The following is a 14,070-nucleotide window of genomic DNA, read 5'->3' as shown; positions in this document are numbered from 1 at the left end:
CAGCTGTTACTTACTTCCGACACTACAGCAGCGTCATTTTTGCCTGTAATAGTGATGGTCGCTGTGGTTGGGTGCGTATCTATAAGGTTACCTTCATCATCCTTTTCCCAGCACATTATAGGTGTATTTGATAACCGCTTTTTTCACCCGCAAAGGTATTGTATGCATTCGGATCAACTATTAGTTCGCCGCCATCAACCGTTACGCCTTTAGGCTCTCCCACAGGAGTTACATCGCTCACACTCAGTACATCACTGGTATCTGCATCACTACTGTTTTCCAGTAGATTTACCCTAAACTCGTCCGTATCTTCCGTACGTTCAGCTGTTACTTCCGACACTACAGCAGCGTCATTTTTGCCTGTAATAGTGATGGTCGCTGTGGTTGGGTGCGTATCTATAAGGTTACCTTCATCATCCTTTTCCAGCACATTATAGGTGTACTTGATAACCGCTTTTTCACCCGCAGCAAGGTAGTTGTATGCATTCGGATCAACTATTAGTTCGCCGCCATCAACCGTTACGCCTTTAGGCTCTCCCACAGGAGTTACATCGCTCACACTCAGTACATCACTGGTGTCTGCATCACTACTGTTTTCCAGTAGATTTACCCTAAACTCGTCCGCATCTTCCGTACGTTCAGCTGTTACTTCCGACACTACAGCAGCGTCATTTTTGCCTGTAATAGTGATGGTCGCTGTGGTTGGGTGCGTATCTATAAGGTTACCTTCATCATCCTTTTCCAGCACATTATAGGTGTACTTGATAACCGCTTTTTCACCCGCAGCAAGGTAGTTGTATGCATTCGGATCAACTATTAGTTCACCGCCATCAACCGTTACGCCTTTAGGCTCTCCCACAGGAGTTACATCGCTCACACTCAGTACATCACTGGTGTCTGCATCACTACTGTTTTCCAGTAGATTTACCCTAAACTCGTCCGCATCTTCCGTACGTTCAGCTGTTACTTCCGACACTACAGCTGCGTCATTTGTGCCAGTGACAGTGATAGTTACTGTATTTGGTACACTTAGTCCACCGCTGTCTACTACATCATAAGAAACTGAAACGACACGAGTTTCTCCTACAGCCATCGAGTTAAATACAGAGTTACTTGGATCTACTTTTATCTGATTTCCATCCAGCACAAAACCTGTAGGCAGGCTACTTACGTTTGCAACAGAAAGCACATCTCCGTCATCAACATCACTCGCACCCTGTAACAAATCAATTTTGTATTCTGATTTGCCTTCATCGGTTTCGGATGTAAGAGGCGCAGCTACGGTTGGTGCTTCGTTAATATCATTAACATCAAGAGTGGTGCTTGTTGAAGTTGGTGCAACACCTGCAAGGCTGGTATCTGTTACAACAACATCAACATCCATACTTGCCAAAGTTTCGTGGTCAAGTTGCTGACCTGCACGCAGATATAGTTCAGAACCAATAATTTCAAACTTATCAGCATCAGTACCCGTCAGGCTTAATACGTTTGCACCTTGCTCATCATCGATAATGCTGATATCAGCAATTTTAATTCGGTTTGTCGTGTCAGTGTTCTCATCGATATTTAACAGAACACCACTTAACGCAACCGATGGTGGGTTATTGATAAACTGCTGCTGAGAAGTCAGTAATGTATTCGCCTGAAACGCCGTTAAACCCTGCGCCTCTAAACCTGAAGTATCAAAAGAGGTTGACGCAATAGTCTCGGCACCTGTGCGCGCAATAGTTGGCAGAGGAGTAGTAGAAGAACCCGTAGTTCCGTCACCACCTGCGGCAGTCGCAAACTCATCGCCTAATTGAGTCGGGTCCTGCCCGGCCTCTAACTGGCCCAAAATCTGCGCGATTTCATCATCGGTATCAAGAGGAGTGATTTCACCTTCATCACCAACAATAGCAGCTTCAATAACTACGTCAGAAACCATAGGGTCGTCACCCTTGGTTAATATGACTTCGCCTGGAAGTAGCTGGGTATAGTCTGTAATCGTTTTTATATTTCCGTTTTTATCGATAACTACTAAATTGCTGCCTGCAGCAATACCGCCAATAAGTGCATTCATTAATTAGATCCTTTCTCAAGCTGCTCTGTTTGTTTAGCCAACAACTTTCTCACTAAAACAATTCATGGATTGGTATTCATATAGTGAATAAAATACCATTGTTGTGGAAGCAAGACCACACTTTTACCAAAAACGATGAAACAAGTAGTGCGCTGGCTCTAAATTTCATTTGTTAACAGTATGTTGTATTTTTACTGATATTTAAGTCATTACTTAATCTTTTTAAATTGCTGTATCTTAAAGGTATTTTTTAACCTCTATATGCCATTACACGTTGTTGCTTCTTTCAATGCTGTTAACATAGTTGAGCAAAAACCCTAGATCTGCACTTTAAAAATTTGTATTACTTCAAGAAGTTAGTCAAAATGATACAAAATATGAATGAATTCTCATAAATGAGACAGATTTTGTGCTTAGAATACCCCATTCCAAACTGAGGAGAATGACTTTGAAACGGACTCGATTAGTTACACTCGCTTGCCTAGTTGCACTTAGCTTCGGTGCAAACAGCCAGACATTAGAGCAAGCTATTGCAACCACCATTTCAACAAACCCTGAAATTAAGAGCGCATACAACGACTACATGAGCTATGTTGAGTTAAACAATGTGGCCTTTGGTCACTATATGCCGTCACTGGATCTGGATGCTGGTATAGGGAAAGAGCGTACAAGCCAAGCAACTGGTAGTGCATCCAATTTTACCCGCAAAGATGCCACACTAAGGTTGACTCAGCTATTATGGGATGGTTCTTCTACCCTGAACGATATTGACCGTACTGCAGCAGAAGCAGAATCTATGCGCCTTCAGGTGGTCTCCAGCGCTCAGGATAAAGCACTGGAAGTTTCCCGTGTGTACCTGAATGCCGTACAGGCACAGGAAGTACTGAGATTATCTGAGAAAAACCTTGCCATCCACAAACGTATCTACCGCGATATTAAGAGACGTGCAGAATCGGGAATTGGTTCAACAGCAGACCTTTCTCAGGTTGAGACACGACTGGCCAGCGCTCAAAGTAACCTGTTAGCGGCTCAAAACAACATTTTTGATACTCACACCCAATTTACCCGTCTGGTTGGTCAGGCTCCAATGGGTCTGATCTTCCCTAGAGTTGACGAAACAGCGATTCCTGTATCAGTTGAAGAAGCGACAACGATTTCAGAACAGAAACACCCGGTTCTGAAAATTGCGGCTGCCGATATCGATGCTGCCAGATATCAATATAAACAATCGAAGGGTACTAACCTTCCGACCTTCTCCATCGAAGCTGCTCAAACCTGGTATGACGATGCAGCTGGTATTCCGGGCCGACGTAACGAAAGTTCTGCAATGCTAAGAATGCGATATAACCTGTTTAATGGTGGCTCCGATGCAGCAACTCAGGACAGAATGGCTTATCAGTTAAACAAAGCCAAAGATCTTCGCGACAATGCTCACCGCTCATTAACTGAGAGCCTGCGCCTGTCATGGAGTGCGCTTGATCTAACGCTTCAGCAAAAAGAGTTTTTGGCCGATCAAGTTGATTCTGCTGCTGAAACGGTAATCGCTTATGAGAAACAGTACCGCATTGGTAAGCGTACGCTGTTGGATCTTCTTAACTCAGAGAACGAGTTGTTTGAAGCCCGTCGAGCTTACCTGACTGCCAGCTACGATGAGCAGTACGCCAAGTACCGCGTATTGAATGCTTGTGGAATCTTGCTTGATTCACTGTTAGTGGATATGCCTGCGGAGTGGAACCAAGCAGTTGAATACTAAGGGAAGTACTATGAAATTAGCTAAACTGACCCTGTGTATTTTTGCTCTGGGTGTTTTTGCAAACGCAAATGCGGCCGACAATGCTTCAAAGTATAATGATATGGCACCGGCTAAGCAAGTTGCTGATCTAGCAGATGATGATCGCGATGGCGTGGTAAATGCCCGTGACAAATGCATGACAACCCCGCTTGGGGCTGAAGTAGATAATAGTGGCTGCAGCAGTCATGTAATGGCAGCAAACGAGTTACAGCTGAAAATTTTGTTTGCTAACGACTCCTCTGAAATAAATCCAGCGTTTTTGAATGAGATAAAACGCATGGTGGAATTTCTCAGCCAGTATCCGCAAACAGCCATTGAGTTACAAGGTTATGCCAGCAAGGTAGGCACATCTGATTACAATATGAAGCTGTCTCAACAGAGAGCCTCTAAAGTCAGACAAAGCCTGATTGATGCCGGTATTGAAAGCTCTCGTGTCACTATTCTCGGCTTTGGTGATACAGCATTAGCGGATAGCGGCAGCTCTGAAGTGGCTCACGCTCTTAACCGTAGGGTTATTGCCAATGTTGTCGGTTATAACGACAAAATACTGGACGAGTGGAACATCTACACTAAGCGTAAAAGGTAAGCGTAAGAGATAACATCGCCCCTCCTAATAAGCCCGGATTTAATCAGTCCGGGCTTTTTTAAGGTGATAGCAAATAGTATTCAGGGTTAGATTGAAATTGAGTTAAAGGATGATTAGGATAAATATCATTAATTCATTGAGAGAAACTGCAACAGATGAAAGTGAACATTTCCCATATCACTCTAGTTTTTATTCTCGGTATTAGCGGTTGCAGTACTACATCTCTAATCGGCCAAAATGGTGCAGAGCCAGTTTCACATTCAGCTCAATCTGTTCTTAACAGAGCAGAGAATCAAGCCTATAAAACCGAATTTGAGAAATGGGCAGGAACACCATATAAATACGGCGGCAATACTAAGCAAGGTATTGATTGCTCTGCCTTTGTACAATCAGTTATTTTTTCCGCGCAGCAAAAGTCACTACCAAGAACAACAGAAAAGCAGAGTCAGTCAGGAATAAAAATAGATTATAACGATGCCAAAAGCGGAGATTTGGTGTTTTTCAAAACCAACTTAAAAGATAAGCATGTGGGCATTTTTATCGGCAATAACCAATTTATGCACGCGTCTACTTCAAAAGGGGTTATCATTTCAAGGCTAGATAACCCATATTGGGCATCGGTATTTTGGCAGGTACGAAGAGTTAATTAATCGTATTTAGCAACAGCACTGTCAAATAAGTTTTTTACTAAAGCGATATACTCATCCAGAAAGATAATTTGTTCGTTCGTTGCTTTTTTGACCCACACACCAGCAAGCACTTCACCTAAGTCTTCTAAGACTAAATCGGCTTCTTTCAACAACTTGAAACGCACGCTTGAGTGAAGCTCTGGGTTTTGTTCAAATATTGTCATAATATTTGAAGCAATCATATCCGTCACGACATCTTCAACAGTCTCTACCCCTGTGTCCCCTTCTTCCGAAGTGAAAACACTCAGGTTGAATGTTAAATGCTCAATCAGAGACAAATACCCATCAGTATCTACAACCACTATATAACTCCAACGGAAATTCTTGTTTGATACGACTATCACCTACACAACTAAACTTATACTAATCCATTGAAATAAATGTTGCCACTTATTCAGTAAGCTAATGATCAAATATCAGAGCTACCACTTTATTTCCTTTATAAGCTCACTGTAGCTCTTTGTGATGAGATGCTAAATTTTTGAAGTAAGTAATTATTTTTATGATCATTTTTGTAGCAATTGAAAACAATGTCCTAAAATCAGGTTATGAGATTTGAGTTTTCAAGGGGTAGTTATGTGGCAGGCTATATCTCAGCGACTTTCTGATGAGCTAATGTTCGATTTTAAAATAAGAGAACGCACCCGTGTGGAAGGCGGGGATATCAACGAATGCTACATGATCAGTGATGGCGAACAACGCTACTTCGTTAAAGTAAACTCACGGGAGTTTCAGGTTAAGTTTGAAGCCGAAGCCGACAATCTTAAAGAGCTTCGCGCAACAGATACTGTCTATGTTCCTGAGCTGGTTCTGTTCGATAACTGTAAAGAGAGCGCTTACCTTATTCTCAACTATATCGCTACCAAACCGCTTGACAATGGTAAAGCAAGCTATCAGTTGGGTGAATCAATCGCAAAACTGCATCAATGGGGCGAGCAGCAAGAGTACGGCTTCGATCAGGATAACTATCTGGGGGCTACATTACAGCCCAACCAATGGCGGAAAAAGTGGAGTCGGTTTTTCTCAGAACAGCGAATTGGCTGGCAACTCAAATTACTTGAAGAAAAAGGAATCAGCTTCGGCCATATTGACGATATTGTTGAAACCATAAACGAGAGACTGATTAACCATCACCCCAAACCGTCCCTGCTCCATGGTGATCTCTGGCACGGCAATGTTGCTAACACTGCCTTTGGCCCTCTCTGTTATGATCCTGCCTGTTACTGGGGTGATCGCGAATGCGACATCGCCATGACAGAACTTTTTGAAGGGTTTCAACCGGAGTTTTATCAAGGCTACGAAAGTATCGCCCCTTTAGATTTAGGCTATAGCGAAAGAAAACCTATCTATAACCTTTATCATATTCTCAACCACTGCAACTTATTTGGCGGTCACTATCTGGATGAAGCAGACCAGTATTTTTCCGGAATCCTCTGACTCGCATCAGAGCCTTCTGAAAACAGAAGAGGAAAGAGTATGAAAACCATCAGCAGAAAATTCTATTCCTGCCCCCATTGCGGGCACTCCATTGAAGTAACCTTAGATACCTCGCAAGGGAGTCAGGAGTTCTATGATGACTGTCCGGCCTGTTGCCAGACAAATCATCTGACCATGCAGTTGGATGAATTGCATGACGAAATTCAGCTATCTGTCGATGCGGACGACGAACAGTACTTTTAAATTATTGAGCTAGCTTCTCTGCCAATACTCGTTCTACCGTATCTACAATCGCTTGTGTCTGCGGGTCAAATTCGATATTGACTCTGTCACCAACCTTACGCGAACCAAACAGAGTTCTCTGCATTGTTTCAGGGATCAGGTGCACGCTAAATTTATCTCCCTGCACTTCACCTATAGTCAGTGAACAACCATCTATTCCGATATATCCCTTTGCCAGCACGTACTTTATTCCCTCATTCTGAACAGAGAACCAGATCGTTCTGTTATTTTCTGTATCAATAACATCACAGATTTCAGCAGTACAGGAGATATGGCCAGACATACTATGACCGCCAATCTCATCACCAAACCGCGCTGCGCGCTCAAAATTTACTTTGTCACCAGCAATCAAACTCCCCAGATTGGTGTGCTTTAGTGTCGCCTGCATTAGGTCAAAAGAGATATCACCCCCATCTATTGCCGTCACCGTCAGGCAGCAGCCGTTGTGGGCAACAGAGGCGCCGATATTAATGCCTTCAACAGCCTGAGGATCAAACCTTACGATATGGGTTTGAAAATCTTTTTTTCTGATAATTTCAACAACTTCCGCCGTTCCCTGAACAATTCCTGTAAACACGGATTACCTCATTTTTTAATGGTACTGATAACAACAATTCACTATTATATACACAATTGAGCAATCGATACTTACGGCTCGGTAGATAAACCGGAACAAGTTGTTTTTCAGACCCGTTTCCCTCCGGAGCAATCACTGCTGATTTACCTTTTCAGCCCTCCATTTACCGCAGTTTATAGCCGTACTCAGACTTCAATATATACAGGAGAATTTCGTGCACCTTTATCAGGAAGAGGCCATTAAACTTATCCGGCTGGCCTCCCCGGTACTTCTCGCATCTGTGGCGCAAATGGGAATGGGATTTGTAGACACCATTATGGCGGGAGGCGTTAGCGCAACCGATATGGCCGCTGTTGCGGTTGCTGCCAGTATATGGAACCCGAGCATTCTGTTTGGCGCCGGTTTATTAATGGCGTTAGTACCTGTTGTTGCGCAGTTAAATGGTGCCGATAAAACCCATAAAGTGCCATTTGAGATTTTTCAGGGCTTCTGGCTTTCTCTGTTTCTTACCCTACCTACTATTGCCGTTCTGTTTCAGACACAGGTCATACTCGGCTGGATGGATATTGAACCGCTGCTGGCTGAAAAAACCATCGGCTATATGAACGCCATTATGTGGTCAGTTCCGGCGTTTCTGCTCTATCAGACCCTAAGAAGTTTTACTGATGGTATGGCGGTTACTAAGCCAGCTATGATCATCGGTTTTATCGGTCTGGCAGCGAATATCCCGTTAAACTGGATGTTTGTGTACGGTAAACTCGGTGCCCCCGCTCTGGGCGGTGTCGGTTGCGGCGTGGCTACCGCCATCGTTTACTGGCTGATGTTTATCGCTATGCTTGTTTATATTCTGGTCTCATCCAGACTAAAACACGTCAAACTGCTTGAAAAGAACCACTGGCCCGTTAGCCGTTCACAAATAAGGTTAATCAAACTTGGTCTTCCGGTCGCACTGGCTCTGTTTTTTGAGATAACGCTATTTGCCGTTGTAGCCTTGCTTATCGCCCCGTTAGGTTCAACCATCGTTGCGGCCCATCAGGTTGCTATTAACTTCTCATCCATGGTGTTTATGCTGCCGATGAGTATTGGTGTTGCGGTTAGTATCCGTGTCGGGCAAAAACTTGGTGAAGAGAACACTCAGGCAGCAAAAATTGCCTCCCATGTTGCCTTAATGGTTGGCGTGCTTTGTGCCATGGCAACGGGTTTACTGACCATCCTTTTCAAAGAGCCTATAACCCAGCTCTATACATCAGATATAGATGTGTTAAACATTGCTGTCCAGTTACTGTTTATTGCCGCAATCTATCAGGTTACCGATGCCATTCAGGTGGTAGCGGCAGGTGCGCTACGCGGCTACAAAGATATGAAAGCCATCTTTATCTGTACTTTTATTGCCTACTGGATGCTGGGACTGCCTGCCGGATACCTGCTGGGTCTTACCGACGTCATTATAGAAAGGATCGGGGTATATGGATTCTGGATAGGGTTTATTATCGGCTTAAGCAGCGCTGCAGTTATGCTGGGAGCAAGACTGAAATGGATGCACGGGCAGGATCATGAGACTCAGTTAAGGTTTTCTCTTCGCTAAGTATTCTCTCTGTTAGAATTAACCTGCTAAGCTTTTGCCGCAACCCTGTGGCAAAAGCCTGCAACAATAGCAACACATGAAATACACTTTGTTAACAAACAATCAGTTGCTTATGTAAACAGTATCCCTCCGATAATTGTGAGCTTTTCACAAAATTCACTCTTTTTCTGCCATTTTTTACCCACAAACAGGTTTTCCGCCCTCTCAAGGATAGCGGAAACGGCTATTTCCCTTTAAAATCGGCCTTCAAGTATTTACCAGAGTATCAAGATATGCCCAACAGTTTAGCTGTTACCGTTTCAGGAGTGAAAGGAACCAGCCACTTCAAATTAAGTCGTAAGACGGTTGCACGCCTCAAATTATTAATGTTCGGCATTATTGTGACACTATTTGTTGTCACCACGACTGTACTTAAACTTGTCGATGAAGTTCAGTTGTCCCGTGAGAAACAGGCGTTTCTGGAAACTCAGTCATCGGATCTTTCCACCCAACTTGAACAATATCAAAACCTGAAGCAGCAACTGGAAGGTGATATCTCAGCCAAAGAAGATGAACTGCTTTCTGTCTCTTCCCGTCTGGAAGAGATCGAAGAGTATCTGGGAGGCGAAAAACTAGAGCTGGATATGAACTCCCGGCTTGATTTAGCCGCGATAAACACCGCTGTAAGGCTTGAACTGTTAAAACAGATTCCCAATGGATCACCGGTAAAAATCGGAAGACGCTCTTCACGATACGGTATGCGTACCCACCCGGTGACCAAAAAGAAAACCATGCACCGCGGGCTGGATTTCGCCGTTAACACAGGTACAGCGATTTATTCGCCAGCGGACGGCGTGATAGAAGTAACCAGAAAGAGTGATAAGGGTTCAGGAAACTTTATTCGTATTTCGCATTCTTTTGGAATTACGTCATCATATTCGCACATGAAATCATTCAAGGTGAAATCCGGACAATTTGTCAAGAAAGGCGACCTGATTGGTTACTCCGGAAACAGCGGCCTTACCTCCGGCCCTCACCTGCATTATGAAATTCGATTCGTTGGCCGTTCAATGAATCCGGCAAATTTTGTAGATTGGAACATCGATAATTTCGAATCCTTATTTGAGAACCAAAAGGGCATACAATGGGACTTTTTGATAAAAAGCGTGGAGCAGCAGGTAAGCATGGCGCTCCAACTATCATCGCCGAAGGGGCACGTATCACCGGAGAGCTAACTCTCTCCAGCAACATACAAATAGATGGTGAAATTAAAGGTACGATACGTACTGAATATGATGTCACCATTAGCCCGACCGGCCATGTTGAAGGTTCTATATACGCCAACAATGCCATTGTAAACGGTCGCTTCGAAGGTGAGATTTTTGCTAAGAATATCGATATTCTCAGCCGGGGTGATCTGAAAGGTAATATCACCTGTTCTGAAGTTACCATTGCTAAGGGTGGTTTGTTCTTAGGTACTTCTGAAACCGTCACCAATGATGAAGTTGTCTGTCTGGCAGAAAGTAAAGAGAATGCGCTGCAACTTGAGCAGAAAATTACTGAAGCCAAGGTAGTTGAGCAGAAATAAACAACAGCTGTAGCACCGGGTTGCCAAAACACAAAAGAGAGCTTGTCCGGCTCTCTTTTGTGTTTGTTTGAAAACTAGTTTTTCGGCACCACTCTGATAAAGCGGGCGAATCTTGGCAACCCCTTACTGGTCATACCGTTAAATCTGAATGTAATCACCTCGCCTATTGCCGGTGGGTGCTTTCTCAACTGCTCAGATAAACCAGAGCCTATGTAAAACTGTTTACCATTTTTCTGACGAACAAGAAGTGAGCCCGTCATTCCTGTGTACTTTCCCTTCCCTGCCCGATAACCCACTACCATTGCTTCTGCATCCTGATGCTTCTTCAGCTTAATAAGATCATTACTTCTCCCCTGCCGATACACGGAATCAGGGTTACGTAACATCAAGCCTTCTGCACCATTTTTATCGGTCTCGTTAAACAAATGTGACAGTTGATGCTGAGATTCTATAGCGTACTGTCGTATAACCTTTACAAAATTTGCTTTAGCCACAACCTCCAAATCAAGAAGCCGTTGATAACGCTGCCTGTACGTCTTTTTTGAGCCGGGAATATCAAACAACATAAAGCGGATATCCTTCCACGCAACATCTGATGGCTGAGAAGTCAGTACCGTCTGTTGAACCTTATAAAAGTTGCCTCTGCCAGCCCATAGCTCTCCCTCTAGTGGAATACCGGGCAGCGCCTTATAAAACCAATCCGGCGCCACAATCTTGTTTCCTTTTCGCGTAAGCAGCTCTTTTCCGGTCCATAATGCGCGAATACCATCCAGTTTTTCACTATACCAGTACCCTTTCAGATGCTGATCTTCCGAATACTCCTCTGCAAGAATCAGACTTTGCTCAAGTGTCGATGCCTGACTGTAAAATGGACATAAAACGAAGGAAATACTGATACTAAGTAACGAAAGGCTGATTCTCTGATTCATTTCTCACTCCTGCCTGTTGTAACTCACTTAAAAGCAGAGCGATAGCAGCATGAAACCGGTAAAGAAACAAAACCAATCAGCAGAGAATGCGAGTAAAACTAAGATAGGGCCGACAGTTTACTTAGCCGACATAATGAAGAAACGACTGAATTCACGTTTCAAAGAGTACTTTTTCGACAATGTGATGAATATAGCGTCAAACAGTTCAAAAACATGGAAATTCTTCTTGCACAGCACAAGGTGAAACTATAATATTCACAGCGTTCCAAGACAATGCGTCCGTAGCTCAGTTGGTTAGAGCACCACCTTGACATGGTGGGGGTCGGTGATTCGAGTTCACTCGGACGCACCATATTTAAACAGAGAAGCCTGCACATAAGTGCGGGCTTTTTTGTATCTGAAATTTGCCCTATAACACCGACAATTATCGGAAAGCAGATGAATAGCACCCTGCGGTGCAGAAGATGACAGAGCCAGTATTACACCAGCCGCGATGTAAGAGCGTTTCACAAGATTCCCTGTGGCTGTATACGAAAAGAGCCCCTGATAAATCAGGGCCCCGGTCGCCAATTCCAGGCACTTGGAATGCGGGGGTGACTGTTTGGAGGGGAGATCAAAAAAGCCCGAGCAATGCTCAGGCTCCATGTTCCGATTCACCCAAAAAGTACTTGAGATACTAAAGGCTTCGGATGACAAAATTATTGGTATAGGCAGTACTCAATTAACTGCTTTTCAATGCTCTGTTTGGTTCTCAGGAACAACAGCAGATTCACGGTGATTTCGTTCTCTCCATCTTCTACTTCGTAAAGAAGACGAAACTCACTAATATGAGCATTACGGACTGAGTTCACTCCCAGTTCCATAAGTTCAGGGCAGCGCGAATAGGATAATGGCTGCGACAGGACTTGTGACTCAAATTTTTCCAGGGCACTTTCTACACCAGTTATAACGTTTAACTCTTCATTCCACTGACTTAAGTAGGTGATCGAGTTATCGATCGTTTTATCAAATGATGCAGTGGTAAAAATATTAACGGGTTTCTTCTGATTCATTGATGTTATCACCCTCTAAAGTCTGTTTGCGTTCTGACAAACGAGCTTTTAGATTCCCCAGCGAACTAACACGGCCATTGGATACATCCTGTTTAGCCAGCATAACCATTTTCATCATGGCTACCGCATCATCACGTCGTTGTTTCTCTTCATAAGATTCAATAACGTACTTAGGTGTTCCGTTCTGTGTTATTACTAGTGGCTCATCTAAAGGCAGATCTGCCGCGTTTTTTTTCAAATAACTGATTGTCTCAGTGTTCATGGTGTCTTACTCCTAGTGCCGCTCCCTAATATCGATGCGGTTTCTGGCGGTTCAGGTGGTGGGTAGTATTTTAAGGAACCTTAATTATTATTCAGCAGCGAACTAATGCATCACTCTAGCCGCCTTACTGTTACAGATACTTCGCTATACTCTCCTCTTTACTTCAATGAACCAAATTTAGACCATATTTAGAACCCAGTCAACAATCAGTTTTAATTTGGACTAAATTTAGTGCTTCAGTATTTACGCACAGTTTTTCTATATCATTTTGATACAAAAATACCTTGACGATTTCCCTCATCAGAACTAACATTTGTATCAATTTGATACAATTTTCGTTAACTTTAAGTCCATACGTTGGTGACCGTGCCTGTATACTTGGCCTTGACTGCATAGTAAACAGAGACATTTTAGCTATGAGCACATCACAACCTTTGACTGTTGCAGAGTTTCCGCTGACACCAAAAACCGCTAAGCGGATTGTTCAGGATTTAGCAACGAACCATACGGGCAGGATAAAGTTATCTAAACATACCCGTATCCGGATGGACGAAAGGGATATTACTTTTCAGCAGATTATCGCTGTACTGAGAAGCAACTCCAGTCGTTTTGAAGAGCATCCTTATCAAACGGAATGCGGAGACTGGAAAATGAATTTTGAGGGCATCTCTTCTGGTGAAACGATAAGAGTACCGTTAATACTCAGAAGGTATGAAGATGATCCATCGGTTTTAATCGTGACGGTAATCGATGTTTAAAAGAGAGATAAACATGAGCGCAACTTACCACTACACCGAATGTGGTTTGCCCAATGTGTACCTGAAGAACGGTTACACTCTAGAAACCATAGACGGTGAAGAATATTTCAGTGTTGACGATATAGACGGGCTGCATATTGCTATCGGCTGCTTGTTGGCTGAGAAGCCCCAATCTCTTACAGGAAATGAGTTTAAGTTCTTCAGACAGCATTTTAATCACTCCCGAAGAGTGCTTGGTGAACTGCTTGGTGTCGACCAACAAACTGTAGGGCGCTGGGAAAAGGCGGAATCCACTATTCCTAAAACCGTTGATGTCACAATGCGTTTACTGTTTCTTGAGTCTATCAATCAGGACAGCAATATCGGCTACCTTTTGCAGAAGTTAGCAGAGAATGAAGCGGAAGCGTTAATGTCTGAAATTGTTCTGGAAGAAGTGGATCATCACTGGCTTAGAGCCGTCTGACATACTAAGCCATATTAACTACAAAGCCTGAG

16 protein-coding genes and 1 tRNA gene are annotated in these 14,070 nt (G+C 43.5%); 11 read left to right on the top strand and 6 right to left on the bottom strand.

The window, feature by feature from the left end; all coding sequences use genetic code 11:
- Positions 1–115 precede the first annotated feature (115 nt).
- Positions 116–2,059, bottom strand: a complete 1,944-nt coding sequence (locus PK654_RS07285; protein ID WP_271698569.1) for a VCBS domain-containing protein — start codon at positions 2,057–2,059, stop codon at positions 116–118.
- Positions 2,060–2,501: 442 nt separating this feature from the next.
- Here PK654_RS07285 and PK654_RS07280 point away from each other — a divergent pair, with 442 nt between their 5' ends.
- The 3 genes from PK654_RS07280 to PK654_RS07270 all read left to right on the top strand — a co-directional run bounded on the left by PK654_RS07280 (position 2,502) and on the right by PK654_RS07270 (position 5,087).
- On the top strand, positions 2,502–3,812 hold the full coding sequence (locus PK654_RS07280; RefSeq protein ID WP_271698568.1) for a TolC family outer membrane protein: 1,311 nt from the start codon (positions 2,502–2,504) through the stop codon (positions 3,810–3,812).
- Between the two features lie 10 nt (positions 3,813–3,822).
- A complete protein-coding gene (locus PK654_RS07275; protein WP_271698567.1) occupies positions 3,823–4,437 on the top strand; it encodes an OmpA family protein in 615 nt (204 codons plus the stop codon).
- 146 nt (positions 4,438–4,583) lie between these two features.
- Positions 4,584–5,087, top strand: coding sequence for a C40 family peptidase (locus PK654_RS07270; RefSeq protein WP_443088741.1), 504 nt, complete (start codon positions 4,584–4,586; stop codon positions 5,085–5,087).
- On the opposite strand, the gene PK654_RS07265 is transcribed toward PK654_RS07270, so the two are convergent.
- The gene (locus PK654_RS07265) at positions 5,084–5,428 is read right to left on the bottom strand and encodes a DUF3802 family protein (protein WP_271698565.1); all 345 of its coding nucleotides are present in this window, start codon (positions 5,426–5,428) and stop codon (positions 5,084–5,086) included. The genes PK654_RS07270 and PK654_RS07265 overlap by 4 nt on opposite strands.
- Positions 5,429–5,702: 274 nt before the next feature.
- On the opposite strand from PK654_RS07265, the gene PK654_RS07260 reads away from it, so the two are divergent.
- Complete coding sequence (locus PK654_RS07260) at positions 5,703–6,563, top strand: fructosamine kinase family protein (protein ID WP_271698564.1); 861 nt, start codon at positions 5,703–5,705, stop codon at positions 6,561–6,563.
- Between the two features lie 39 nt (positions 6,564–6,602).
- Positions 6,603–6,806: a CPXCG motif-containing cysteine-rich protein gene (locus tag PK654_RS07255; RefSeq protein WP_271698562.1), complete on the top strand. Its 204-nt coding sequence runs from the start codon at positions 6,603–6,605 to the stop codon at positions 6,804–6,806.
- A 1-nt stretch (position 6,807) separates the two neighbouring features.
- Here the strand turns inward: PK654_RS07255 and PK654_RS07250 are convergent, their stop codons facing one another.
- Positions 6,808–7,422 carry a riboflavin synthase subunit alpha gene (locus PK654_RS07250; RefSeq protein WP_271698560.1) on the bottom strand — a complete coding sequence of 205 codons (615 nt, stop codon included), beginning with the start codon at positions 7,420–7,422 and terminating at the stop codon, positions 6,808–6,810.
- Positions 7,423–7,636: 214 nt separating this feature from the next.
- On the opposite strand from PK654_RS07250, the gene PK654_RS07245 reads away from it, so the two are divergent.
- The 3 genes from PK654_RS07245 (at position 7,637) to PK654_RS07235 (ending at position 10,574) form a co-directional block, all read left to right on the top strand.
- A complete protein-coding gene (locus tag PK654_RS07245; RefSeq protein WP_271698559.1) occupies positions 7,637–9,007 on the top strand; it encodes an MATE family efflux transporter in 1,371 nt (456 codons plus the stop codon).
- A gap of 272 nt (positions 9,008–9,279) precedes the next feature.
- Positions 9,280–10,221 (top strand): peptidoglycan DD-metalloendopeptidase family protein, encoded by a 942-nt coding sequence (locus tag PK654_RS07240; RefSeq protein WP_271698557.1) that lies wholly within the window; start codon positions 9,280–9,282, stop codon positions 10,219–10,221.
- Positions 10,131–10,574 carry a bactofilin family protein gene (locus PK654_RS07235; RefSeq protein WP_271698554.1) on the top strand — a complete coding sequence of 148 codons (444 nt, stop codon included), beginning with the start codon at positions 10,131–10,133 and terminating at the stop codon, positions 10,572–10,574. The genes PK654_RS07240 and PK654_RS07235 overlap by 91 nt, the downstream gene beginning before the upstream one ends.
- Before the next feature lie 74 nt (positions 10,575–10,648).
- Here PK654_RS07235 and PK654_RS07230 read toward each other — a convergent pair whose 3' ends face one another.
- On the bottom strand, positions 10,649–11,491 hold the full coding sequence (locus PK654_RS07230) for a DNA ligase (protein WP_443088740.1): 843 nt from the start codon (positions 11,489–11,491) through the stop codon (positions 10,649–10,651).
- A gap of 287 nt (positions 11,492–11,778) precedes the next feature.
- On the opposite strand from PK654_RS07230, the gene PK654_RS07225 reads away from it, so the two are divergent.
- Positions 11,779–11,855: transfer RNA gene (locus tag PK654_RS07225), tRNA-Val, on the top strand.
- 346 nt (positions 11,856–12,201) lie between these two features.
- On the opposite strand, the gene PK654_RS07220 is transcribed toward PK654_RS07225, so the two are convergent.
- Together PK654_RS07220 and PK654_RS07215 are read right to left on the bottom strand one after the other, a co-directional pair.
- Positions 12,202–12,555 (bottom strand): type II toxin-antitoxin system RelE/ParE family toxin, encoded by a 354-nt coding sequence (locus tag PK654_RS07220; RefSeq protein ID WP_271698552.1) that lies wholly within the window; start codon positions 12,553–12,555, stop codon positions 12,202–12,204.
- Complete coding sequence (locus tag PK654_RS07215; protein WP_271698551.1) at positions 12,533–12,817, bottom strand: type II toxin-antitoxin system Phd/YefM family antitoxin; 285 nt, start codon at positions 12,815–12,817, stop codon at positions 12,533–12,535. The genes PK654_RS07220 and PK654_RS07215 overlap by 23 nt, the downstream gene beginning before the upstream one ends.
- 416 nt (positions 12,818–13,233) lie before the next feature.
- On the opposite strand from PK654_RS07215, the gene PK654_RS07210 reads away from it, so the two are divergent.
- Together PK654_RS07210 and PK654_RS07205 are read left to right on the top strand one after the other, a co-directional pair.
- Positions 13,234–13,575 (top strand): DUF4258 domain-containing protein, encoded by a 342-nt coding sequence (locus tag PK654_RS07210; protein WP_271698549.1) that lies wholly within the window; start codon positions 13,234–13,236, stop codon positions 13,573–13,575.
- 13 nt (positions 13,576–13,588) lie between these two features.
- On the top strand, positions 13,589–14,038 hold the full coding sequence (locus tag PK654_RS07205) for a transcriptional regulator (protein ID WP_271698547.1): 450 nt from the start codon (positions 13,589–13,591) through the stop codon (positions 14,036–14,038).
- Positions 14,039–14,070: the final 32 nt, after the last annotated feature.

Origin of the sequence: Vibrio sp. SCSIO 43137 (genome assembly GCF_028201475.1) — a bacterium.
Lineage (GTDB): Bacteria > Pseudomonadota > Gammaproteobacteria > Enterobacterales > Vibrionaceae > Vibrio.
The sequence above is the reverse complement of the archived record's forward strand: the minus strand, read 5'-3'. Positions and strand labels throughout refer to the sequence as shown.